20 protein-coding genes are annotated in these 20,733 nt (G+C 70.4%); 11 read left to right on the top strand and 9 right to left on the bottom strand.

Annotation, left to right across the window (positions count from 1 at the left end; translation table 11 throughout):
- Positions 1–129: 129 nt before the first annotated feature.
- A complete protein-coding gene (locus FHR32_RS08355; protein ID WP_184753770.1) occupies positions 130–636 on the top strand; it encodes a GNAT family N-acetyltransferase in 507 nt (168 codons plus the stop codon).
- 60 nt (positions 637–696) lie between these two features.
- Here FHR32_RS08355 and FHR32_RS08350 read toward each other — a convergent pair whose 3' ends face one another.
- Positions 697–1,179 carry an Lrp/AsnC family transcriptional regulator gene (locus FHR32_RS08350; RefSeq protein WP_184753769.1) on the bottom strand — a complete coding sequence of 161 codons (483 nt, stop codon included), beginning with the start codon at positions 1,177–1,179 and terminating at the stop codon, positions 697–699.
- Between the two features lie 34 nt (positions 1,180–1,213).
- Here FHR32_RS08350 and FHR32_RS08345 point away from each other — a divergent pair, with 34 nt between their 5' ends.
- Both FHR32_RS08345 and FHR32_RS08340 read left to right on the top strand, forming a co-directional pair.
- Positions 1,214–2,140, top strand: a complete 927-nt coding sequence (locus tag FHR32_RS08345; RefSeq protein WP_184753768.1) for an EamA family transporter — start codon at positions 1,214–1,216, stop codon at positions 2,138–2,140.
- The gene (locus FHR32_RS08340) at positions 2,128–3,108 is read left to right on the top strand and encodes an aldo/keto reductase (RefSeq protein WP_184753767.1); all 981 of its coding nucleotides are present in this window, start codon (positions 2,128–2,130) and stop codon (positions 3,106–3,108) included. The genes FHR32_RS08345 and FHR32_RS08340 overlap by 13 nt, the downstream gene beginning before the upstream one ends.
- 125 nt (positions 3,109–3,233) lie before the next feature.
- Here FHR32_RS08340 and FHR32_RS08335 read toward each other — a convergent pair whose 3' ends face one another.
- Genes FHR32_RS08335 through FHR32_RS08320 form a run of 4 tightly spaced genes read right to left on the bottom strand, consistent with a single transcriptional unit; the run spans position 3,234 to position 8,807 of the window.
- Positions 3,234–4,367, bottom strand: a complete 1,134-nt coding sequence (locus tag FHR32_RS08335; protein WP_184753766.1) for a type III PLP-dependent enzyme domain-containing protein — start codon at positions 4,365–4,367, stop codon at positions 3,234–3,236.
- On the bottom strand, positions 4,364–5,923 hold the full coding sequence (locus tag FHR32_RS08330; RefSeq protein ID WP_184753765.1) for an IucA/IucC family protein: 1,560 nt from the start codon (positions 5,921–5,923) through the stop codon (positions 4,364–4,366). Before FHR32_RS08330 ends, FHR32_RS08335 begins: the two co-directional genes overlap by 4 nt.
- The gene (locus FHR32_RS08325) at positions 5,920–7,650 is read right to left on the bottom strand and encodes an IucA/IucC family protein (protein ID WP_184753764.1); all 1,731 of its coding nucleotides are present in this window, start codon (positions 7,648–7,650) and stop codon (positions 5,920–5,922) included. Before FHR32_RS08325 ends, FHR32_RS08330 begins: the two co-directional genes overlap by 4 nt.
- Positions 7,647–8,807: an ATP-grasp domain-containing protein gene (locus tag FHR32_RS08320; protein WP_184753763.1), complete on the bottom strand. Its 1,161-nt coding sequence runs from the start codon at positions 8,805–8,807 to the stop codon at positions 7,647–7,649. The genes FHR32_RS08325 and FHR32_RS08320 overlap by 4 nt, the downstream gene beginning before the upstream one ends.
- A 195-nt stretch (positions 8,808–9,002) precedes the next feature.
- Between FHR32_RS08320 and nudC the strand changes: the two genes are divergently transcribed.
- Positions 9,003–9,980 carry an NAD(+) diphosphatase gene (nudC, locus tag FHR32_RS08315; protein WP_184753762.1) on the top strand — a complete coding sequence of 326 codons (978 nt, stop codon included), beginning with the start codon at positions 9,003–9,005 and terminating at the stop codon, positions 9,978–9,980.
- Here nudC and FHR32_RS08310 read toward each other — a convergent pair whose 3' ends face one another.
- Together FHR32_RS08310 and FHR32_RS08305 are read right to left on the bottom strand one after the other, a co-directional pair.
- Positions 9,981–10,217, bottom strand: coding sequence for a mycoredoxin (locus FHR32_RS08310; RefSeq protein WP_184753761.1), 237 nt, complete (start codon positions 10,215–10,217; stop codon positions 9,981–9,983).
- Between the two features lie 73 nt (positions 10,218–10,290).
- A complete protein-coding gene (locus FHR32_RS08305) occupies positions 10,291–11,301 on the bottom strand; it encodes an alpha/beta hydrolase (RefSeq protein WP_184753760.1) in 1,011 nt (336 codons plus the stop codon).
- 525 nt (positions 11,302–11,826) lie between these two features.
- On the opposite strand from FHR32_RS08305, the gene FHR32_RS08300 reads away from it, so the two are divergent.
- From FHR32_RS08300 to FHR32_RS08285, 4 genes are all read left to right on the top strand, one after another.
- Positions 11,827–13,896: an ATP-dependent DNA helicase UvrD2 gene (locus FHR32_RS08300; RefSeq protein WP_184753759.1), complete on the top strand. Its 2,070-nt coding sequence runs from the start codon at positions 11,827–11,829 to the stop codon at positions 13,894–13,896.
- On the top strand, positions 13,893–14,759 hold the full coding sequence (locus tag FHR32_RS08295) for an acyl-CoA thioesterase (RefSeq protein WP_184753758.1): 867 nt from the start codon (positions 13,893–13,895) through the stop codon (positions 14,757–14,759). Before FHR32_RS08300 ends, FHR32_RS08295 begins: the two co-directional genes overlap by 4 nt.
- Positions 14,760–14,874: 115 nt before the next feature.
- Positions 14,875–15,171, top strand: coding sequence for a hypothetical protein (locus tag FHR32_RS08290; RefSeq protein WP_184753757.1), 297 nt, complete (start codon positions 14,875–14,877; stop codon positions 15,169–15,171).
- 127 nt (positions 15,172–15,298) lie between these two features.
- Positions 15,299–15,568 (top strand): WhiB family transcriptional regulator, encoded by a 270-nt coding sequence (locus FHR32_RS08285; RefSeq protein WP_184753756.1) that lies wholly within the window; start codon positions 15,299–15,301, stop codon positions 15,566–15,568.
- 409 nt (positions 15,569–15,977) lie between these two features.
- Here the strand turns inward: FHR32_RS08285 and FHR32_RS08280 are convergent, their stop codons facing one another.
- Positions 15,978–17,324: an ABC1 kinase family protein gene (locus FHR32_RS08280; RefSeq protein ID WP_184753755.1), complete on the bottom strand. Its 1,347-nt coding sequence runs from the start codon at positions 17,322–17,324 to the stop codon at positions 15,978–15,980.
- A gap of 64 nt (positions 17,325–17,388) precedes the next feature.
- A complete protein-coding gene (locus tag FHR32_RS08275) occupies positions 17,389–18,489 on the bottom strand; it encodes a ThiF family adenylyltransferase (protein ID WP_184753754.1) in 1,101 nt (366 codons plus the stop codon).
- A 177-nt stretch (positions 18,490–18,666) separates the two neighbouring features.
- Here FHR32_RS08275 and FHR32_RS08270 point away from each other — a divergent pair, with 177 nt between their 5' ends.
- The 3 genes from FHR32_RS08270 to FHR32_RS08260 all read left to right on the top strand — a co-directional run bounded on the left by FHR32_RS08270 (position 18,667) and on the right by FHR32_RS08260 (position 20,704).
- Positions 18,667–19,452 carry an enoyl-CoA hydratase/isomerase family protein gene (locus tag FHR32_RS08270; protein WP_184753753.1) on the top strand — a complete coding sequence of 262 codons (786 nt, stop codon included), beginning with the start codon at positions 18,667–18,669 and terminating at the stop codon, positions 19,450–19,452.
- A gap of 140 nt (positions 19,453–19,592) precedes the next feature.
- Positions 19,593–20,108 (top strand): M48 metallopeptidase family protein, encoded by a 516-nt coding sequence (locus tag FHR32_RS08265; protein ID WP_184753752.1) that lies wholly within the window; start codon positions 19,593–19,595, stop codon positions 20,106–20,108.
- Complete coding sequence (locus tag FHR32_RS08260; protein ID WP_246466047.1) at positions 20,102–20,704, top strand: DUF2064 domain-containing protein; 603 nt, start codon at positions 20,102–20,104, stop codon at positions 20,702–20,704. Before FHR32_RS08265 ends, FHR32_RS08260 begins: the two co-directional genes overlap by 7 nt.
- The last annotated feature ends 29 nt before the right edge of the window (positions 20,705–20,733 follow it).

The raw sequence follows: 20,733 nt of genomic DNA, 5'->3' as shown, positions 1-20,733 counted from the left end.
CCGCCTCCGGCCGACGGCGAGGATGCGGTGGATGAGAGCCTCACACGCCGTGATAGTTGTACGGATCGTCGGTGGCGAAGTAATGATCACGTTCGCCATGGAAAAACTCATGGAGAGAACGGAGAGTCCGTGGTCATCCGCCCCGCCGCCTCTGGCGATCTTGAAGCTGTCGCCGCCGTCTACGCCCACTACGTCACCGAGACCGTCGTCACCTTCGACGAGGTCGCGCCCACCATGTCCGACTGGGAACGCAAGCTGGCCGACCTGACCGAACGCGGCCTGCCGTTCCTGGTCGCCGACGTGGACGGGGAGGTGGCCGGATACGCCTACGCGTGCCCGTGGCGGCCGAAACCGGCCTACCGGTACACGGTGGAGGACACCATCTACCTCGGGCCCGGCTGGACGGGCAAGGGATGGGGGCGCGCGCTGCTGGAGGCGGTGCTGGCCGGATGCGCGCAGGCCGGGGTCCGGCAGGTGGTCGCGGTCATCGCCGACGCCGGGAGCGACGCCTCCGCCGCCCTGCACCGCGCCTTCGGATTCACCCATGCGGGCAGGCTCGCCGGCGTCGGCCACAAGCACGGCCGCTGGGTCGACACCGTGCTCATGCAGTGCGACCTGTCCACCCGCACCGGATGACGCACGCCACCGGTGCGCCCTCGGTGGAGGCGATGACCGGCCGGACCCCGGGCTTGGGCCTCACTCCAGGGGCAGGGGACGGCGTGGCACGGGTGCGGTGTGGATGAGAGACGTGGTCGTGTGACCGTACGGGGTGAACAGGTCGAGGATCGGTTCGAGCTCGTCGACCGCCCGCAGGTGCATCGTGAAGTAGAAGCAGTCGTCGCCGGTCATCCGGTAGCACTCGACGATCTGGGGGACCTCTTGGGCGATCTCGGAGATGCGTTGCAGTTCCCGGATCGCCGGGCGGATCCGGACCATCACGGTGACGGGGAAGCCCAGGGCCCGCGGGTCGACCTCGGCGCGATAGCCGGTGATCACGCCCGCCTCCTCCAGCCGCTGCACTCGGTCGGCCACCGCAGGCGCCGACAGGGCGACCCGGCGGCCCAGCTCGGCGAAGCTCACTCTGGCGTCGACCTGTAGTTCGGCGAGGATACGAAGGTCAAGGGCATCGATTCCCTTGGGTTCGTATGCCCGCTCGGGTCTGATCTTTCGATTCGCCATTCTCCCAAGTTACGGGCTGCTCGACGATGGAGCCATGTCGCTCACCGGCCCTCGCGCCGTTCTGTCCGCGGCGCCTCCCTGGTCCTACTTCATCGGAAGCGCCGTCTTCCACTATCTCGGTCCGGCCTTCGCCGTGCTGCCGTTCTCCAGGCTCGCGCCACTCGGGGTGGCGACCCTGAGGATCTGGAGCGCCGTGCTCGTTCTCGCGCTCTGGCGCCGGCCCTGGCGGATCCTCGCCCGAATCGACGCCGATGGCCGTCGTACGATCATCGCCTGGGGTGCGGTGCTCGCGGTCATGAACGTCTGTTTCTACCTGGCGATCGCCCGCGTGCCCCTCGGGACCGTCGCCGCGATCGAGTTTCTTCCCGTTGTCGCGCTGGCCGCGCTCGGCACTCGTACGGCTCGCAACATCGTGGCACTCGTGGCCGCCGTCGGAGGCGTCTACGCGCTGACCGACATCCGGCTGGCCGGAGCCCCGCTGGGTTTCGTGTTCGCCTTCGCCAACGCGGTGCTGTTCGCCGCCTACATCGTGCTGGCCCACCGTGCCGCCCGGCGTCTGCGCGGTATCGACGGCATCGACGGGCTGGCCGCCGCGATGCTCGTCGCCTCCGTGTGCGTCGCGCCGATGGGTGTCTGGCAGGCCGCTCCCGCGCTGGCCGACCCGGTCGTGCTCGCCGCCGGGATCGGGGTCGGGCTCTGCTCGTCGGTGATCCCGTACGTCTGCGACCAACTCGCGATGGTCCGCATGGCCCGCTCCACGTACGCACTGCTGGTGGCACTGCTTCCGGCCACGGCCACGGTGATCGGCATCGTGTTGCTCCGGCAGTTCCCCTCACCCGCCGAACTCATCGGAGTCGGCCTCGTCGTGCTCGCGGTCACCCTTTACCGCGAGCTTCGGGCTGCCCCTCATGAGGAGGCAGTCACACCACTACAGGAAGGCAAGACGGAATGCGGTACGTGAAACTGGGCTCGTCGGGGCTGAAGGTCTCCCGGATCTGCCTGGGCATGATGAGTTACGGCGATCCCGCCTCCCGGGAGTGGATGCTGCGCGAGGACGCGGCCGAGCCGATCGTGCGGCGCGCGGTCGAGGCGGGTGTGACGTTCTTCGACACCGCCGACATGTATTCGGACGGCGTGAGCGAGGAGATCACCGGACGGCTGCTCGCCAAGCTCTTCGCGCGCCGCGACGACTACGTTCTCGCCACGAAGGTCTACTTCCCGACAGGCCCCGGCCCGAACGACCGGGGGCTGTCCCGCAAGCACGTGCTGGCGGGTATCGGCGCCTCGCTGACCCGGCTCGGCACCGACCACGTCGACCTCTACCAGATTCACCGCTGGGACCACGAGACACCGATCGAGGAGACCATGGAGGCCCTGCACGACGTGGTGCGGGCCGGCAAGGCGCGTTACATCGGGGCCTCCAGCATGTACGCCTGGCAGTTCGCCAAGGCCCAGCACGTGGCCGAGGCCAACGGCTGGACGAGGTTCGTGTCGATGCAGAATCACTACAACCTGGTGTACAGGGAGGAGGAGCGGGAGATGATCCCCCTCTGCCTGGACCAGGGGGTGGGCGTCATCCCGTGGAGCCCGCTGGCCCGCGGATTGCTCTCCGGGAGCCGGGCGCGCGGCGGTGAGCGGCGCACGGTCCGGACCGGTAGCGACCCGCTGGCCGAGACCATGTACGAGGACGCCGACTTCGACGTCGTCGACGCGGTGTGCACGGTGGCCGCCGAGCGTGATCTGCCCCCGGCACAGATCGCCCTCGCGTGGTTGCTCGGCAGGCCCGGAGTGAGCGCGCCGATAGTCGGGGCGACCAAGGTGGGTCATCTGGACGACGCGATCGCGGCGGTGGAGGTGTGTCTGAGCGAGGCGGAGACGGCCCGCCTGGAGGCCCCCTATCGGCCGCACCGGATCCTCGGGCACTCCTGAGGAACTGCCGCGTCACCTCCGGGGAGTGAGAACCCCGGATACGGCGGATCTCGTTTTCGACACCGCCTGGACGTTCTCGTAGGCCAGCAAGGCGGCGACCGGTTACCGCCGGCCCACAACCTTTCTTACCGGCGGCCCACACCGCCGATCTCCTGACCGGCGGCCTCGGGGGACAGGTAGTGGAAGCCGGGTTTCGGGTGCATCAGGAAGTCGTGGTGGGAGATGTTCCAGGCGTAGGCCCCGGCCATGGTGAACTGCACGACGTCCCCGACGGCCAGGCTCACCGGCACCCGGTGGGCCAGGACGTCCTTGGGGGTGCAGAGCTGGCCGACGATCGTGACCGGCTCGCCCGGTGGCAGCGCCGCCAGGGGCTGGGAGTGGCCTTTGGTGGCGGGGGTGCGCAGGTGGTGGGTGCCCCCGGCGACCACCGCGAACAGCTCGCCGTGCACCCGCTTGACGTCGATCACCCGGGTCACGTAGCGCCCGCAGTAGACGGTCAGCGCCCGTCCCGGCTCGATCCGCAGCACCTCGCCGGGGCGGCGCAGCCTCGCCAGGCCCTCGCCGTAGCAGCGCCAGTCGAACCGCGCGTCCGGGTCGGCGTACGAAACCGCCATGCCGCCACCGAGGTTGATCTCGCTCAGGCCGAGGGTCCGGGCGTACTCCAGTACGGCCGCCGCCAGCTCCAGCAGCGCGGGGGCGTCCAGCCCGCTGGCCAGGTGGGCGTGGATGCCGCGCAGCCGTACCGTGTCCTGACCTGCCAGCAGCGCGACGCACTCGGCGATCCCGCCGGGGTCCATGCCGAACGGGGTCGCGCCGCCGCCCATGGCCAGCGACGCCCCGGCCACGGGCACGTAGAGGTTGACCCGGAGCAGCACGTCGGCGGGGCGTCCCGACGCCAGCAGGCGGCGCAGCTCGCCGGGGCTCTCCACGTGCAGCCGGGTGACGTCGCCGAAAAGCTCCGCATCGGTCTTCCCCGGGCCGCCGAGGGACACGGGGGCGCCGGGGAACAGGCCGCGCACATGCGCCAGCTCCCCGCCCGAGGAGACCTCGAAGCCGTCCAGGTGCCGTGCGAGCACCCGCAGCAGCTCCGGGTCGGGGTTGGCCTTCACGGCGTAGTACAGCTCGATCCCCGGCAGCGCGGCCCGTACGGCCGCCGCGTGCCCGTCGAGGGAGGCCAGGTCGTAGACGTAGGCGGGCAGGTCGTCCGGGGTCAGGCCGCCCATGGCCGAGGCGCTCGGGACCGGGGTGTCCGGGATCATGAGAGCACCGCCAGGGGGTTGGCCACCGGCACGTATCCGGCCGAACGGTCGGCCGAGCGTGCCCACCGGACCGACAGGTTGGCCTTGGCGGGCAGCGGCGCCCCGGCCAGCAGGTCGGACAGCGGCTGCGGCCATCCCATCGAGTCGGCGTATCCGGCCAGCACCTCCCCGGCCGCCGCCCACAGCTCCCGCGCGGACCCGGGCCCGGCGAGGGAGGCGGCGATCTCGGCGAGGTGGTTGACCATCAGGCAGTAGACCACCCGATCCCAGCCACCGGCCGCGTCGTAGGTGAGGGCCTCGGCGACCCGCTCCGGCAGTCCGGACAGGTCGTGGCGGCCGGCGACGAGCTTGGTGCCCTCCATGTCGCGGAAGACGGCCTCCACCGGCAGCCCGGCCGCGTCCACGCCGATCAGGACGTTCTGCAGGTGGGGCTCCAGCACCACGCCGTGGCTCAGGTAGGCGTCGAGCACCGGCAGCGCGACCTGCTCCACGTAGGCGCGCCACCAGCGCACGGGCTCGGCCGGAGGATCACCCGGTACGGCCAGCGCCCCGCTCAGCAGGGGGGTCACCCCCGGGCGGCAGACCGACCACGGGCTCGCACGGATGATCACACCCAGTCCCTCCAGGAGCCGGGTGCCCAGGTCGGCGGAGCGGTAGCCGGGTTCGGGGAGCCAGCGGGTGCCGGGAAACCTGGCCGCCAGGTCCTCGAACACCGGTCCCAGGCGCCGGGTCAGCTCGACCGCGCCCGCCAGCTCGTACCAGGAGTTCTTCCTGACGCAGTTGGTGATCCGCACGTCCAGGCTGAACTTCAGGCACCGGTCGATCCGCGGCTCGTAGACCGTGCGGACCGACGAGGTGGGGACCGCCATCCGGGCGCCCTGCCCCAGGTCGATCAACCGCCCGTCGGCCAGCGGGGCGGCGAGCTCCGCCGCGAGCAGGTCGAGCTGCCATGGATGTGCGGGCAGCGGCGTGTAGCCGTGCGGAGCCGGGCCGAGCCCGTCCAGCGGGCCGGTGTCGCCCGCCTCGGCCAGCACGTCGTCGCGGACCCCGAGCAGCCGGAGCCGGAAGCCGGCGTGCGCCTCGGGGGCGTAGCGCAGCCAGTCGGCGCCGCCGCGCGCCTTCGGGCTGGGATGGAACGGATGCCCGAACACCAGCCCCTGCTCGGAGGCCAGCCACGGATCGGCCGGCGGCGTGGCGTCCCGCCGGACCGTGAGCAGCGTCGTCATGGCGTTCCGGCTCGCGTCCACCTGCGCCGCGAACTCCTCGTTGCTCCCCCCGAGCTCGGTCTCGACGAGCCGGACGAGCAGGTCCGCGGAGAGCGGCTGCCAGCAGCCGCGCTCCAGCCACTCCGGCGGTCCCTCGAACCGCAGCGCGAGCCCGCCGTGCGTCCGGACCCGCAGCAGGGTGCCGGCGACGCGCAGCAGCACGTACGGCTCGGCGTGCCAGACCTGCCCGCGCGGGCCGGCCACCTCCCTGACGCAGCAGCGCAGCAGTGCCGCCAGCGACGCCTCCTCGGCGACGGCAGCTGGAGAGGAGTCGAGTGCGAGGCTGGTCATGGTGTCCTTCGCATGATCACGTTCTGGAGGGCCTGAGGGGGCTGGCGCAGGTAGTTGGGGCCGCTGGTGCCGTAGAACTTGTTCACATCGAGCGCCCCGGTGCGTGCCTTGTCCACCAGGGTCCCGGCGGTGATCATCGATTTGCCGACGAGCCGGGCGGCGTCGAGGGTCCTGGCCCGCAGCAGCCTGGCCATCGGGTCGTCCCCGTGCCCGTCGAGCGCCTCGGCGAGCGCGTCGCGGACCAACCGGGAGGCCTGCGGCGGCGGCAGCACGCCGAACGTCACCGCCGCGGCGGCCAGGTGCAGGGTGATGGTCACGAACACGTCGGCGAGCGCGTGCGGGTCGTCGGTGACCATCCGCCCGTCGGTGAAGTCCGGCACGGCCAGTCCCGCCGCGCGCAACCGGGCCGGCGAGGTGAGCAGCCCGTCGTTGTCCTTGGTCAGCAGTTTGGCGGGACCGTTCCCCAGCACCAGCGAGAGGTTCTGCTGGTGGGCCTCCAGCGCCGTGCCGTACCGGACGAAGAGCCGCACGTGGAGACCGAACAGCAGCCGCAGGTATTCGGTGAGCAGCCGTGTCACGTCCCCGCCGTACCACCGCCCGGCGAGCTCCTCCACGACCAGCCCGCCGCCCGGCAGCGGGGCAGGCAGCGCGGCCACCGGCACGACCTCGCCCGCCGGGAGGCGGCGGACGAGCCAGCCCAGATACTCGTGGCCCGCGTGGCCGTACGTCTGCTCGTCGGCGACGAGCATCCCGGGATCGGGCATCTCGCGCAGCAGGCGCTCGGCCCGCGCCCCGTCGGCCAGCGTGTCCGGCCTGATCGACCGCCGGTTGCGCAGCCCGAGCGTGCTGGTGGCCAGCGGTAGCTTCAGGTGCGTGTCCCGGTCGACGATGACCGTGCGCATCGACAGCGTGGGCCTGACCTCCAGGTACGGCTCCGGCCCGATGACCGCCCACGGGATCTTCCCGACCTCCGTGACCGTCAGCGGGTGCACCGGGAACAGCACGTGCGTCCCGGCGAGCTCCCGGGGCAGCCCGGCCGCCGGGAACTCCGGCGCGTAGGGCATGGCCGCCCCGGCCGCGCGATCCCGGGGTACGGCCGCCCAGCGCAGCTCGAAGACGGGCGCGAACTCCGGCGCGTGGGCCCTCAGCTCCTCGTCCGACAGCCCGGCCCGGCAGCGGGCCGTCGGATAGACCGGATGGTCGACGGAGGCCGCGAGCGTCTCGTACCGCGCGGCGCCGGGCAGTGCGGAGGCGGGCAGTGCGGAGGCGGGCAGTGCGGAGGCGGGCAGTGCGGAGGCGGGGACGTCGTGGCCGGGCGGGGTGGGAGAGCTCTCACGGACCAGCCGGGCGAGTATCCCGTCACGGTGGGCGTCGTGGAGGTCGAGGGCGCGCAGCGCCTCGTGGCACTCGCGGGTGAACGCCTCGACCCCGGCGGCGTCGGCGGGGGCGGAGATCTCCCGCAGGGCGCGCAGGACCTCCTCCAGGCGGAGCGCCTCCTCCGGGGCCACCACGAAGTCCTGGAACAGCGAGCCCGGCGTCAGCCGTATCCGGCGACCGCCGGGCAGCAGCAGCGCGACGCCGTCCTTGCCCCGGGTCACCCGGTGGGCCAGGCCGCCGTAGTCCTCGCGCAGGAGCGCGTCCAGGACACGGGAGGCCAGGTACGGCTCGCGTCCGCCGGGCCTCCGCCCGGCCGGCTCCTGTCCGCTCGGCGCGCGTCCGCCGGTCATGCGATCACCCAGGGGTGCCGGGCGGTGAAGGCGTCGACGGCCGCGTCGACGCCTGCCCGGTCGGGGCCGATCGCACGGACGACGCCCAGGTAGTCGCGGTTGGTGTGGCTCAGGTCGATGCGGTCGCCCACGGCACGCAGCGGCCGGTGCCAGAGCCGGACCCGGTCTCCGGCGGCCGGCACGACCGTGCCCGGAGAGGCCGCCACGGTCCCGGGCCGGTCCGCCACCAGGCTCAGCGCGGTCCCGTGACCTCCGGCCCGGCCCGGCTCGGGCAGCGCGGCCCCCAGGTGGACGCCGAGGATGTGCTCGAACAGCGGGACTCCCAGCAGGTCGCCGAGGAGGAAGTCGCAGTGGTCGCCGATCACCCGGTAGTTGACCTCGATGATCCGCGGTCCCGCGGGCGTCATGACGTACTCCGTGTGGCAGGCTCCGAAACCCACCCCCAGCGCGTCCAGCGCCCGTAGGAGGTGCTCGCGCGCGGGCGGGGTCCCCTCCCAGTCGAGCCGCTCCTCCACGAAGTACGGCAGCGGCCCCAGAGTCGTCCGGAAGCCGCCGAGCACCCGGACCTCCTCCCCGTCGCCGACGGTCTCCAGCGTGTGCAGGGGGCCGTCGAGATACTCCTCCACGACCAGCGTCTCGCCCGGCCGCCTGCCCCGGATGTCCCGAACGGCCGCCGCGAGCTCGCCGACGTCGCGTACCAGCAGGACGTCCTCGCTGGCCACGCCCTCGCGCGGCTTGACGACCGCGGGGAACGGCGGGTCCGGCGGCACCGGGTCGTCCGGTGCCAGCCGTACGGAACGGACGGTCTCGACTCCGGCCGCCGACAGCCGGCGCCGGGTGAGCGCCTTGTTCTTCGTGGCGACGCAGGCCCGCCAGTCCTTGCCGGGCAGGCCGAAGTAGGCGGCGGCGAGAGCGGTCTCCGCCTGGATGTGGTCAGAGTTGGAGAAAACCGCATCCGGCGTGTGGTGGTGCGCGATGATGTCGATCATTGCCCGCGCATCGCGGACGTCGCAGTGGAGCACCTCGGCCCCGGTGGCCGCATGGTGCTCCGGCCTGTCGGTCAGGATCGTGACGTCGCAGCCCAGCGCGTGCGCCGCCGGGAGGAAACCGTCCGTGACCGAGTCGGTCGGCCGGAGCGCGGTGAGGTACAGCCGCAATGCAGGGACCCCCGATATCAGGTAAGGCTAACCTAACTTCGGCCATCCTAGCGTGACGGAGATCATCGCGGTGGGGCGATCGCGTATTCGGCGGCATCGCACGGGACCAGGGGATCCTACGGATGGCGAGTACCCCGGAAAGCGGGTCTGTGCTGCGGCGTAGGATGTCCAGTCGGTCTGAGAAGCGGGGACGGCGTGGATATCACGGCACAAGAAGGACTACTGGGACCGCTGCTGCTCGCACGCAGCGCGATTGACCGTTCGGCGCTGCTCCGCAATGACGCCGAGTGGCTCAAGCGGGCATGGGCGGACGGCACGAGCAGGGTCGTGGTCGTCGACGACGGGCAGGCGCTGGTCCACCGGGACGGTGAGCAGGCCGCACTGGTCCTGCTGTCCACGGCCGAAGCGCCCGAGGGCGAGCGCTATCTGCTCGGCGTCGACACCGAGGGCGTCGTCTACTTCGCGGTGTCCGCGTCGCTGGCGGGCGCCGCCCACAAGGACGCGCTCAACCGGATCGTCGCCCCGCTCGCCCCCTCGGAGCTGCGGGAGGGGCGGCCCGTCGCCGCCGGGCTCCGCCAGGTCGGCCCGCTGCTGGGAGACCTGGACGCCGGGCTCCTGGTCTACGCGGTCGCGCTGGAGGCGTGGCACTCCACCCACGAGTTCTGCCCGCGCTGCGGGAGCCTCACCGAGGTGCGGGCCGGCGGGCACGTGCGGGTCTGCCCCAGGGACGGCAGCCAGCACTTCCCCCGGGTCGACCCTGCAGTGATCATGCTGATCCACGACGACGAGGACCGGTGCCTGCTGGCCCGTGGCCCGCAGTGGCCCGAGGGGCGGCTGTCGGTGCTCGCCGGGTTCGTCGAGCCGGGTGAGTCGCTGGAGCACGCCGTGGCCCGAGAGGTGGCCGAGGAGGTCGGCGTGCACATCGCCGACCCCCGTTACCTGGGCAGCCAGCCCTGGCCGTTTCCGCGCAGCCTGATGCTCGGCTTCTTCGCACGGGCCACCACGACGGAGTTCGTCCTCGACCCCGAGGAGATCGCCGAGGCGCACTGGTTCAGCCGAGCCGAGCTGCTGGCCGCCCTGGAGAGCGGCGAGGTGCGCCTGCCGTCCGAGGTCTCGATCGCTCGCAGGCTGATCGAGACCTGGTACGGCGAGCCGCTGACCGGAGACTGGTGATCAGACCCGCAGGCGGGCCTTGACCTCGATCACCGAGGGGTTGGTGACAGCCGTGCCGTCCTCGAACAGCACGGTCGGGACGGTCTGGTTGCCGTTGTTGACGCTCATGACGAACTGCGCGGCCTCGGGGTTCCGCTCGATGTCGATCTCCTTGTAGGAGATGCCCTCGCGGGTGAGCTGGGACTTCAGCCGCTTGCAGGGGCCGCACCAGGTGGTGGTGTAAACAGTCAGCGCCATTTCGTGGAAATCCCCTCATGTGATGTTCGGCGCTCATTGGCAACAAAGTGAGAGCCGTTCATCTTCCCGTCGGTCAGCGGAGCTTGGCGGCTATCCACGCTTGCACCGTCTCGGCCACGCCGGGCAGCCGGTACATCGGCGAGCTGTGCTCGGTCCCCGGCTCGGTCCGCACCGTCATGTGCACACCGACCCGGGCCAGGCGCTCCTGGAGCCGGGCGCTGTGCTCCACCGACACGAACTCGTCATCGGAGTGGAAGGTCAGGACGGGCGCGTCACCGCGGCTCGCGTGCAGTGGCACTTCCATGCTGTTCCAGATTTTGGGGCACTTGGCGGGCTCGCAGCCCCCGGCGAGACGGATGGCCGACTCGCGCAGCTTGCGGCTGTTCAGGTCGAGGGTGTCGGCGCCCTCGTTGTAGGCCGTGATCGGTGAGATCACCGGAGAGATGCCGACCACGCCACGCAGGCCGGGCAGGCCGTCCTTGTAGGTGCCGACGGCGGTGGACAGATGGCCTCCGGCGGAGAAGCCGACGACCACGTAGTTGTCCGGGTCGAAGGCCCACAGGAGGGCGTGCTTGCGGGCCGTCGCGATGGCGTCGAGGGTGTCGGTGCGCTGCGCGGGCCAGGCCGCCTCACCGGAGAGACGGTAGTTGATGGTGAAGACCGTGTAGCCCTGCTCGACGTAGCTCCGGCTGACCGCGGTCATCTGCTTCTTGTCCCCGGACGACCACCAGCCGCCGTGGATCAGGAACACGCCCGGGCGCACGAGGCCGTCGGTCTGGTGCCAGACGTCCATCCGCTGCCGGAGGTGCGGGCCGTACGCGACGGTGTCGACGGAGACGCTCTGGAGCAGCGGGTCGGTCGCCGTCGCCGCCGTCGGCGTCGGGCTGGGAGCGGGGGTGGGCGTCGGATCGCCCTTCTTCCCGTTGCCGGAGGCCTCCGTGGCTGACGCGGACTTCCCGGCTGCCCCGGCACCGGCCTGAGATGACGCGGAGGCCGCGTTCGCCGCCGAGGACGCGTGTACCGCGGTGGGGGCGATCACCAGCGCCGCAAGGGCGAGCGCGCTCACGGTTACCGCAGTTCGCACGAGTATCTTCCTTCCCCCAAGCCACATTTTGCCCCCATTGTGGGGTAAACCAGTACGTTTGCGCATCTCGATGGGCCACATAGGTTGACGGCGGCATGTCGGCAGAACGGACGATGTTCGGCTGATTGGCGCGAGTATGTTTCCATACGGCCCGTTAAACAGCGTTTAGGGGGTCTCTGTCCCAGGCTTGGCGGCAGGCTCGCGTGGTCCGCCTCGGCGGTGCGGAGCCGGCCGGGCGCTCAGCGTCCACCTTCCTGTCAGGTCGTGTTCGGCGAGGCCGGGTTTCGAGGCCCGAACGCGTCGTACGACCATGAACGCGCCCTGGCATGATGGGTTGCCGGGCGCAGCGTCCGGTCAGGGCCCACAGGGGTTCGGCAGACGTGATCCCATGCGTCTACCTGCGCGACGACGATGAAGGACAACCCAAGACGTTCATGGACGCTCACGGGCATTGCGCACCTGTTCGGCGCATCGTTTCCGGTGATCCGATAGGCATGATCGTTGAACAGCGTGTAAGGAGTCTCCGTGGAGCCCGACGACGTCCTGGCGGGGCTGGATCCTGAACAACGCGAGGTGACACAGGCCCTCCACGGTCCGGTCTGCGTGCTCGCGGGGGCCGGCACCGGCAAGACGCGGGCCATCACCCATCGCATCGCGCACGCCGTGCGCAGCGGGGTGGCCGACGCCCAGAGCGTGCTGGCCGTGACGTTCACCACACGCGCGGCGGGCGAGCTCCGGCAGCGGCTGCGGGAGCTCGGCACGCCGGGAGTGCAGGCACGCACCTTCCACGCCGCCGCACTGCGCCAGCTCACCTACTTCTGGCCGCGGGTGATCGGCGGTGACCCGCCCAGGGTGATCGAGTCGAAGCTCCCCCTGCTGATCGACGCCTGCCGTGCCATCCGCAAGAACGCGGACCGCTCCGAGCTGCGCGACATCGCCTCCGAGATCGAGTGGGCCAAGGCCACCCAGATCGGCCCCGAGGACTACGCCGAGGCCGCCGCGAAAGCCGGCCGGACCCCGCCGGTCCCCGCAGAAGAGGTCTTCCGGCTCTACGACGCCTACGAGACGCTCCGCCGCGACCGGCACCTGGTCGACTTCGAGACCATCCTCGAACTCACCGCCGCGGTGATGACCGAGCACCGCGAGGTGGCCGCCCAGATCCGCCAGCAGTACCGCTACTTCGTCGTGGACGAGTACCAGGACGTCAACCCGCTGCAGAAGCTGCTGCTCGACACCTGGCTCGGCGGGCGCGACGACCTGTGCGTGGTCGGCGACCCGAATCAGACGATCTACTCCTTCACCGGAGCCACCCCCCGCTACCTGACCGGCTTCGCGGTCGAGCATCCCGGCGCCGCCGTGATCAAGCTGGTCCGGGACTACCGGTCCACTCCCCAGGTCGTCTCCCTGGCCAACCGGGTGCTCGACGCGGCGAGGACACCGCACAAACTCGCCCTGATCGCCCAGCGTCCCGACGGCCCCGACCCCGTCTTCGCCGAGTACGACGACGAGTCCGCCGAGGCGGAGGGAGTCGCACGCGCGGTGAGGAAGCTCGCCGACGGCGGCGTGCCGACCCGCGAGATCGCCGTGCTGTTCCGGGTCAACGCCCAGTCCGAGGCCTATGAGCAGGCCTTCGCCCAGGCGGGCATCCCCTACCTGCTGCGCGGCGCGGACCGGTTCTTCGAGCGTCCCGAGGTCCGTCAGGCCGTCGTGCTGCTGCGCGGCGCCGCCCGCTCCGTCGCGGACGACGACGAGCCGGCGTCGACCGTCCACCACATCCTCGCCGGCATCGGCCTGACCCCCCAGGCTCCCGGAGGCGGTAAGGCCCGCGAGAAGTGGGAGTCACTGAAGGCCCTGGCCGACCTCGCCGAGGACATCGCCGCCAAGGGCGGAGACCTGCGCACCTTCGTGACCGAGCTGGAGCGCCGGGCCAGCGAGCAACACGCGCCGCCGGTCGAGGGTGTGACATTGGCCTCACTGCACGCCGCCAAGGGCCTGGAATGGGACGCGGTCTTCCTGGTCGGCGTGACGGACGGCATGCTGCCGATCATCTATGCCGAGACGCCCGACCAGATCGAGGAGGAGCGCCGCCTCCTCTATGTCGGCATCACCCGGGCCCGCGCCCATCTGACGCTGTCGTGGGCGCTGGCGCGCTCGCCGGGAGGGCGCCGCTCCAGGAGACCCTCCCGCTTCCTCGACGGTCTCACGGGCCGTCTGGCCGCGCCGCGCAGGGCCGCGCCGCCCGCTCCCAAGGACCGCCGTACGTTCGCCGTGCCGGTGAGCTGCCGGATCTGCGCCAAGACCCTCGTCGCCGCCGCCGAGCAGAAGCTCGGCAGGTGCGCCGGCTGCCCGGCCGACTACGACGAAGCCCTGCTGGAGCGGCTGAAGGCATGGCGCACGAGCGTCGCCAAGGAGACCAAGGTCCCCACCTACGTGATCTTCACCGACGTCACCCTGCAGGCGATCGCCGAGCGGGCCCCGGTCTCCGAACAGGACCTGCTGGCGATTACCGGAATAGGACGCGTCAAACTGGACCGGTACGGCGAGGCGGTGTTCGCCCTCTGTCGTGCTGCCGCAGATCAGACGGAGGACGCGTGAACGAGGCGCTCAAGGAGCTGCTGGACCTGCTTGACCTGGAGCAGATCGAGCTCGACATTTTCCGGGGGCGCAGCCCCGAGGAGCGCATACAGCGGGTGTTCGGCGGCCAGGTGGCCGCCCAGGCACTGGTGGCGGCGGGCCGTACGGTCCCGCCGGAACGTCACGTCCATTCGCTGCATGCCTATTTCATCCGTCCAGGAGACCCGGCGATCCCGATCGTCTACCACGTCGAGCGGGTCCGCGACGGCCGATCGTTCGCCACCCGGCGGATCTCGGCCATCCAGCACGGCAAGGTGATATTCAGCATGTCAGCCTCCTTCCACATCGTGGAGACGGGTGTCGGGCACCAGGCCGCGGTCATGCCGGAGGTGGTCGAGCCGGAGAGTCTGCCCATGCTCCAGGACCGGATCCTGGAGGTCGTGGGAGAGAACTCACCCTGGCGGGAGTGGCTGAGCAGGCCGCGTCCGGTGGACGTCAGATATGTGACCCCCCTGACATGGGAGGCCCACCGCGACCCGGCGCTGCGCGGCTCGAAGACGAACGTCTGGTTCCGCTACGACGCCGAGTTGCCCGACGATCCGCTGCTGCACGTGGTGCTGGCCGCCTACGCCTCGGACTTCACCCTGGTGGACACCGTGCTGCTGACCCACGGCCTCGCCTGGGGCGCCTCCAACGTCTCCGGGGCCTCACTCGACCACGCGATGTGGTTCCACCGTCCCTTCCGGGTGGACGACTGGATGTTGTACGCCCAGGAGTCGCCCTGGTCGGGTGCGGCGCGCGGGCTGGCCAGAGGCGAGATGTTCACCCGTTCCGGCGAACTGGCGGTATCAGTGGTACAGGAAGCCATGATCCGTGTGAGCTAGTTGTAAAACTGCAGGTAGAAAATAAGTTGCCCGTCCCTGCGGCCCGGGTTTAGGGTCATGGTCAAGCAAGTCGGACGGTCCTGTCCGACGATCCAAAGATGGAGGTGAGTCCGCTGTGAAGAACATCCTGATGTCCGCCCAGTCCGGGCTCGTCTTCGCGCGCCGTAACACCCTCCTGTCCTGCGACGGTCAGGCCCTCCTCACGGTCGGCTCGGCCGCTCAGCTACAGCAGGAGCAGTCTGCCCGCATCCAGATTCCTGTCGGCCGCGTGGCCGCTCTCACCGCTTTCGCGGCGATGGGCTCCCCGGCCGTTCCGGCTCCGGATGCCGGAGGCTACGCACCGACCAAGCACGCCCTAAACGGTGGACTGCGTGGTCCGTATCCCTGGAGGCAACCTCCGGTCATAACCTGACCGAGAGAAAAAGCCTTCAGGCCGCGGATCCGCAACCAGGATCCGCGGCCTTCTTGTTTGTCCGCGTCATTCCTGACCCCCACCCAGAGGTAACCAAAGATCAATACCTAACAGAGAGGTGAAGCAGATGGGGGCCCAGACGGTCATGGACCTGATCGACGAAGCCACAATCCCCTGTCGTACCGACCCCGACCTCTGGTTCGCCGAGTCTCCGGAGGACGTGGAGTTCGCCAAGGCGCTCTGCGGAGGCTGCCCGATCCAGCAGGCCTGCCTGGCCCGCGCACTCGAGCGCGAGGAGCCCTGGGGCGTCTGGGGCGGAGAGCTCGTCCTTCGGGGAGCCGTCGTACCGCGGAAGCGTCCGCGCGGACGTCCCCGCAAGACTCCGCTCGCTGCCTGATCAATCACAACCTGAACGTTCTTGAAAGGACCATTTCCCATGACCCACTTCGGCACCCGGAGCCTGGACATGTCATCTATGCAAGAAGAATTGGTACGCGACCGAATACGGACGCTCCACCGCGAGGCGGAGGAGCAGCGTATGGCCGCGGGCGTCCTGCGTCTGCGTCGCGCTCGCCGGGACGCGGAGCGCGCGTCCTCGCGTCTCCGCCATGCGCTCCTGCGCCTCGTCTGATCCGGTGAGGATCGGCGCGGGGGTCCGGTGAGGATCAGCGCATAGAGAAACAGCTCATTGAGGGGTGGCCCGTCCGAACGGGCCACCCCTTCCGGCTGTTCCGGCCGTGTTCGCGGGACGGTATGCGGTTGCCCGATCGTCCGGGGCAGACAGACGGGGTGGGATGGGGCGGGGCTCAGCTCGCGATTTCCGTGCTGTCCTCGCTGTCTTCGGGATCCTTTTCGGCGAAGCCGGGGACCCAGCGGACCACCTCTTCACGGAAGCGGGCGGTGGCGCCGAGTTGGCAGAGCACCCCTATGCCCGCCGCGTGCACCCGGTGGATGAGCACATAGGAGGCCGGCAGGTTGAGCTGGCGCACCACGTTGCCGGGACGCAGATCGGTGACCTGGGCCGCCTGCTGCTGCAGCCACTCCCGGCTGAAGGTGAACTCCTCCACCGAGGTCGGCTCGACGTAGGGGGCGAGGAAGGCCCGCAGCGCCTCCATGTCGACCTCGATGTGCGGGAGGATGAAACCCTCGTCGCGCAGGCCCTGGACCACACTGGCCATGTCGCCGTTGTTGAAGATGCGGGTGAGCTGTCCGAAGGCCGGTGGGTAGCCGTCGGGCAGGCGGTTGACGGCGCCGAAGTCGAGCACGCAGAGCCGTCCGTCCTCCATGATCCGGAAATTTCCGGGGTGGGGATCCGCGTGGAGCATGCCCACCCGTGCGGGCGAGGAGAACAGGAACCGGACGAAAAGCAGTCCGGCGCGGTCACGCTCCTCCTTGGTGCCGTCGCTGATGATCCGCGACAGTGGGGTGCCGTCCACCCACTCGGAGACGAGCACCTGCTCGTTGGCGGCGATGACATCCGGGATCAGGAAGTCGGGGTCGTCCTTGAACTCCAGCGCGAAGGCGTGCTGGGCCTCGGCCTCACGGAGGTAGTCGAGCTCCTCGGAGACGCGCTGGCGCAGCTCCCCCAGCACGGCCTTGATGTCGAGGCCGGGCAGCAGCACCGAGAAGAGCTTGCCGAGCCTGGCCAGCTGGGTGAAGTCGGACAGCAGCGCCTTGCCCGCGCCCGGATACTGGATCTTGACGGCGACCGCCCGGCCGTCGTGCCAGACGGCCTTGTGCACCTGACCGATCGACGCGGCGGCGGCCGGTCTGTCCTCGAACGACCGGAAGTTTTCCCGCCAGTCGCCTCCCAGCTGCTCGACGAGGACCTTGTGCACGGTCGTGGCCGGCAGCGGTGGGGCGGCGTCCTGCAGCTTGGTCAGAGTCGCGCGGTAGGGGCCCGCGATCTCCGAGGGCAGGGCGGCCTCGAAGATGGACAGGGCTTGGCCGAGCTTCATGGCCCCGCCCTTGAGCTCCCCCAGGACCTTGAAGATCTGCTCGGCGGTGCGTTGCTGGATTTCCTGGGCGACGATCTCTGCGGGCTTGCCTCCGATCCGTTTCCCCAGCCCGAGGGCGGTGCGGCCGGCGAACCCGATCGGAAGGGCCGCCAGTTTGGCGGAGCGCTCAACGGCGCGGCGCGGAAGGTCACTCACCTTTGGTTTGCGGCGTGCCCGCCGTACAGCGCGACGCCGCTCCCTCCCTTCGGGGCGGTGGTTATCAGCGGCAGGTAGCCGACGCGACCATTGTTAGCGAACCCGTGTCGTTTCGGAAGCAACGACATTGAGGATGAACACTCCAAGATCGTCTCCTCCATCTCAGGTCAGGCAAAATATCTATTGTGCCGTTGGTCACACTTGTCGCGCATCCGTCGACCAGAGCAAGCGCATGACCGGCCGCTGCCGCCGCCACCAGCGATGACATCACCGTCCCGCAGGCGATCTCGCCTGCAGGGAAGCCGCCAAGACGGGCACTGACGACCGGCCAGCCAGGGTCGCGGTCGCGTCGAATCAAATCTAGACACTGCAGGCAGGTGCTCCGCCCAGGCAGCACCATCGGACCGACCGATCCGCATCCCTCGAAGGCGGTCACCAGCAGGTGCGGGATCTTCCAGGCGATGAGTTCCTCGACCAGCAGGCCGTCCAGCGGCTCCACCGGTGCGAGGATCGCCAGGTCGGGCCTACGGGTGCCGTCGGCGAGGTGGGCGGCGTGGTCGCCGGTCCACGCGGTGACCGAAGGTGCCACGGTCATGGCAGCCGCAACCGCCCCCTCCTGCCTGCTCGTCCCCACGTCCGCCCAGCTCAGCCCGCCGGGCACGACATCCCGGGGCCGGGTCACACCGGGGTCGACGACGCAGAGCCTGCCGACCCCGGAGGCGGCGAGCAGCGTGACGACCTGCGCGCCCACCCGGCCCGCTCCATACACCCGCACCTGGGCGTCGCGCCTGCGCTCCAGTTTCGCGAGGCCGCCGTCTGTCGTGCCGGGGGAGAGGGAGAGCACGTCCAGATCCGGTTGGAGACGGTCCTGTTCGGCCATCGTGAGCCCGCGCAGCGGGCCGGGCGATGTCCCGGCGTCGTCCACCACACCCCGGCTGACCAGCAGGTCGAGCAGGGCCTTGCCGTGCTCTTCGCCGATCCCGGCGTCGGCCGCGCCGGCCAGCACTCCCGGAAGATGGCGCATGCCGTCCAGCCCCTCGATCCATTGGCGGACCTCGGGTTCGAGATCGGCCAGCACCACCGTGTGCCGGGGGTGCAGGCCGAACTGCAGGGTGCGCTCGTCACGTGCGACCCTGCGCAGCGCGGGCTTCAGACGTGGTCTCATCGGGACTCCTTGGGCGGGGAGAGAACGCGGCCGCCTCTCCTGCAAGGGGCGTCAGCGTGACTGTGAGGAGGCGTGCCAGCGTGCCATGCCCCCGCACGGCCCCGGGGGCGTTTCCCTGTGCCTGTGGACAACCCTCGCGTCCCCTGTGGACAACCCTCCGTGCACTACGCTCCCGGCATGAACGAGCTCGTGGTTGACCGGCGGGACGACGGTGTCGTGGTGCTCACTCTGAACCGCCCGGACCGGCGCAACTCGATGACCGACGGGATGACCGAGCAATGGCGGCAGACGATCGCCGGTCTCCGCCGGGACCGTGACGTGCGGTGCGTGGTGGTCACCGGGGCCGGGAGCGCGTTCTGCTCCGGCGGGGACCTGTCCTGGCTCGCCGAACGCGGGGCCGAGGGCGTGCCCGAGCTACGTGACCGGATGCTCGGCTTCTACCGGACCTGGCTGGCGATCGCGGACCTGGAGGTGCCGACCATCGCCGCGGTCAACGGCGCCGCCGTCGGAGCGGGCCTGTGCCTCGCTCTCGCCTGCGACCTGGTCTACGCCGCCGAGGAGGCCAAACTCCTCGTCCCCTTCACCTCGCTCGGCCTGCACCCCGGGATGGCCGCCACCTATCTGCTGCCCCGGGTCGCCGGTGTGGGGGTGGCCCGGGAGATGCTGCTGACCGGACGGGCCATGCGGGGCGCCGAGGCGGCCACGGCCGGGCTGGTCACCAGGGCGTTTCCCGGCGAGTCCCTGATGACGGAGGTGCTGGGGATCGCCTCCAGGACCGCCGCCAACGCGCCCATCGCCACCCGGCTCACCAAGGTCGCCCTCGCCGGTGGCGGGCACGCGGACCTCGACGCCGCCTTGCGCTGGGAGTCTCTGGCCCAGCCGGTCACCATGACCTCACAGGACATGATCGAAGGACTGTCTGCGCAGAGAGAACGGCGGGACCCGCGATTCGGCAACTCCTGAGACGGTAGATATCCAGGTTATTTCGATATGCCGCAGCCATAGCGGATCGGTCTTGCCGAACAATCAGCGAACGGGGATTGACCAGCCAGAACGTGTTCTGCCCCTGGTGTGAATTCGCCATTCTCGGCTACCGTTCATATGTGCCCCCCGAGACAGTCGAGGTCCGTCGAAGTTCTCGTCGCCGGCGGACGGTTTCCGCGTACCGCGACGGCGAGAAAACGATCGTGCTGCTCCCCGCAGGATTGAGCCGCACCGATGAGGAGCAATGGGTGCGGCGCATGCTCGACCGGCTCGCGGCCAAGGAGCAACGGAGACGCCCCTCCGACGACGACCTGCTGGAACGGGCCAGCGAGCTGTCGGTGCGCTATCTCGGCGGCAGAGCCACGCCGTCCAGCGTGCGCTGGGTGGACAACCAGCAGCACCGCTGGGGCTCGTGCACTCCTGACCACGGCACCATCAGGATCTCCACGAGGCTGCGCGGCATGCCCTCATGGGTGGTCGACTATGTGATCATGCACGAGCTCGTGCACCTGCTGGTGCCCAGCCACGGTCCCCGGTTCTGGGCACTGGTGGAACACTATCCCAAGGCCGAGCGGGCGCGGGGGTTCCTCGAGGGATTCTCCATGGCGGCCCACGGCGACGCGGAGGAATGTTGACGGAAGCACGACTGGTGGCCGTCGTCGTCACGTCCGCGATGGCGGGAGCGGCCCCACCGGGAGTCGACGACGACGCGTTCCTGGCCGCCATGGCCGAGGACACCTACGAGCTCGTCGCCGGCCTCGACTCCGTCACGCCGGTTCTGGTGACGAGCATGCCGGGGATGGAGGAGATCGTCTGGCCGGGAACCCCGGTCGTCGAGATCCCCGACCTGTCCGGAGCCGCCCTGGTCCGGGCCGCCTTCGCGGCGCTGCCGTACGGCGAGCAGGCGGTCCTGCTGAGTGGCGACGCGCCCGACCTGCCTGCGCTGCTGATCGGCAAGCTCTTCCGCGCCCTCGGCAGGGCCCGGCTGGCCGTCTGCCCGGCCGCCGACGGTGGAGCCGTGGCGATAGCCGCCCATCTGCCCTTTCCCGACTGGGCCGAGGTGGGTTTCGACGACCACGACCCGGTTGGGGCACTGCGTGCCTCGGCTCCCGCTCCCCGCACGGTCGCCACCGGTCCGGGCTGGCACCGCCTGCGCGTGCCGGGCGACATCGCCAGGCTGGATCCCGGCCTCGAAGGCTGGGACGGCACCCGGGCGCTGCTGTCGGGGTGAGCCGTCCCCGTCCCCGGCAGACACGGTCG

Source organism: Streptosporangium album (genome assembly GCF_014203795.1).
In the GTDB taxonomy this organism is placed as follows: Bacteria; Actinomycetota; Actinomycetes; order Streptosporangiales; family Streptosporangiaceae; genus Streptosporangium; species Streptosporangium album.
This window is presented reverse-complemented; position numbering and strand designations above follow the sequence as displayed.

Coding starts and splice junctions, on each gene's coding strand:
- FHR32_RS08285 (WP_184753756.1), top strand. CDS start 15,299: ATGGGGGCCCAGACGGTCATGGACCTGATCGACGAAGCCACAATCCCC.
- FHR32_RS08310 (WP_184753761.1), bottom strand. CDS start 10,217: ATGGCGCTGACTGTTTACACCACCACCTGGTGCGGCCCCTGCAAGCGG.
- FHR32_RS08270 (WP_184753753.1), top strand. CDS start 18,667: ATGAACGAGCTCGTGGTTGACCGGCGGGACGACGGTGTCGTGGTGCTC.
- FHR32_RS08275 (WP_184753754.1), bottom strand. CDS start 18,489: ATGAGACCACGTCTGAAGCCCGCGCTGCGCAGGGTCGCACGTGACGAG.
- FHR32_RS08335 (WP_184753766.1), bottom strand. CDS start 4,367: ATGATCCCGGACACCCCGGTCCCGAGCGCCTCGGCCATGGGCGGCCTG.
- FHR32_RS08330 (WP_184753765.1), bottom strand. CDS start 5,923: ATGACCAGCCTCGCACTCGACTCCTCTCCAGCTGCCGTCGCCGAGGAG.
- FHR32_RS08260 (WP_246466047.1), top strand. CDS start 20,102: ATGTTGACGGAAGCACGACTGGTGGCCGTCGTCGTCACGTCCGCGATG.
- FHR32_RS08325 (WP_184753764.1), bottom strand. CDS start 7,650: ATGACCGGCGGACGCGCGCCGAGCGGACAGGAGCCGGCCGGGCGGAGG.
- FHR32_RS08340 (WP_184753767.1), top strand. CDS start 2,128: ATGCGGTACGTGAAACTGGGCTCGTCGGGGCTGAAGGTCTCCCGGATC.
- FHR32_RS08350 (WP_184753769.1), bottom strand. CDS start 1,179: ATGGCGAATCGAAAGATCAGACCCGAGCGGGCATACGAACCCAAGGGA.
- FHR32_RS08345 (WP_184753768.1), top strand. CDS start 1,214: ATGTCGCTCACCGGCCCTCGCGCCGTTCTGTCCGCGGCGCCTCCCTGG.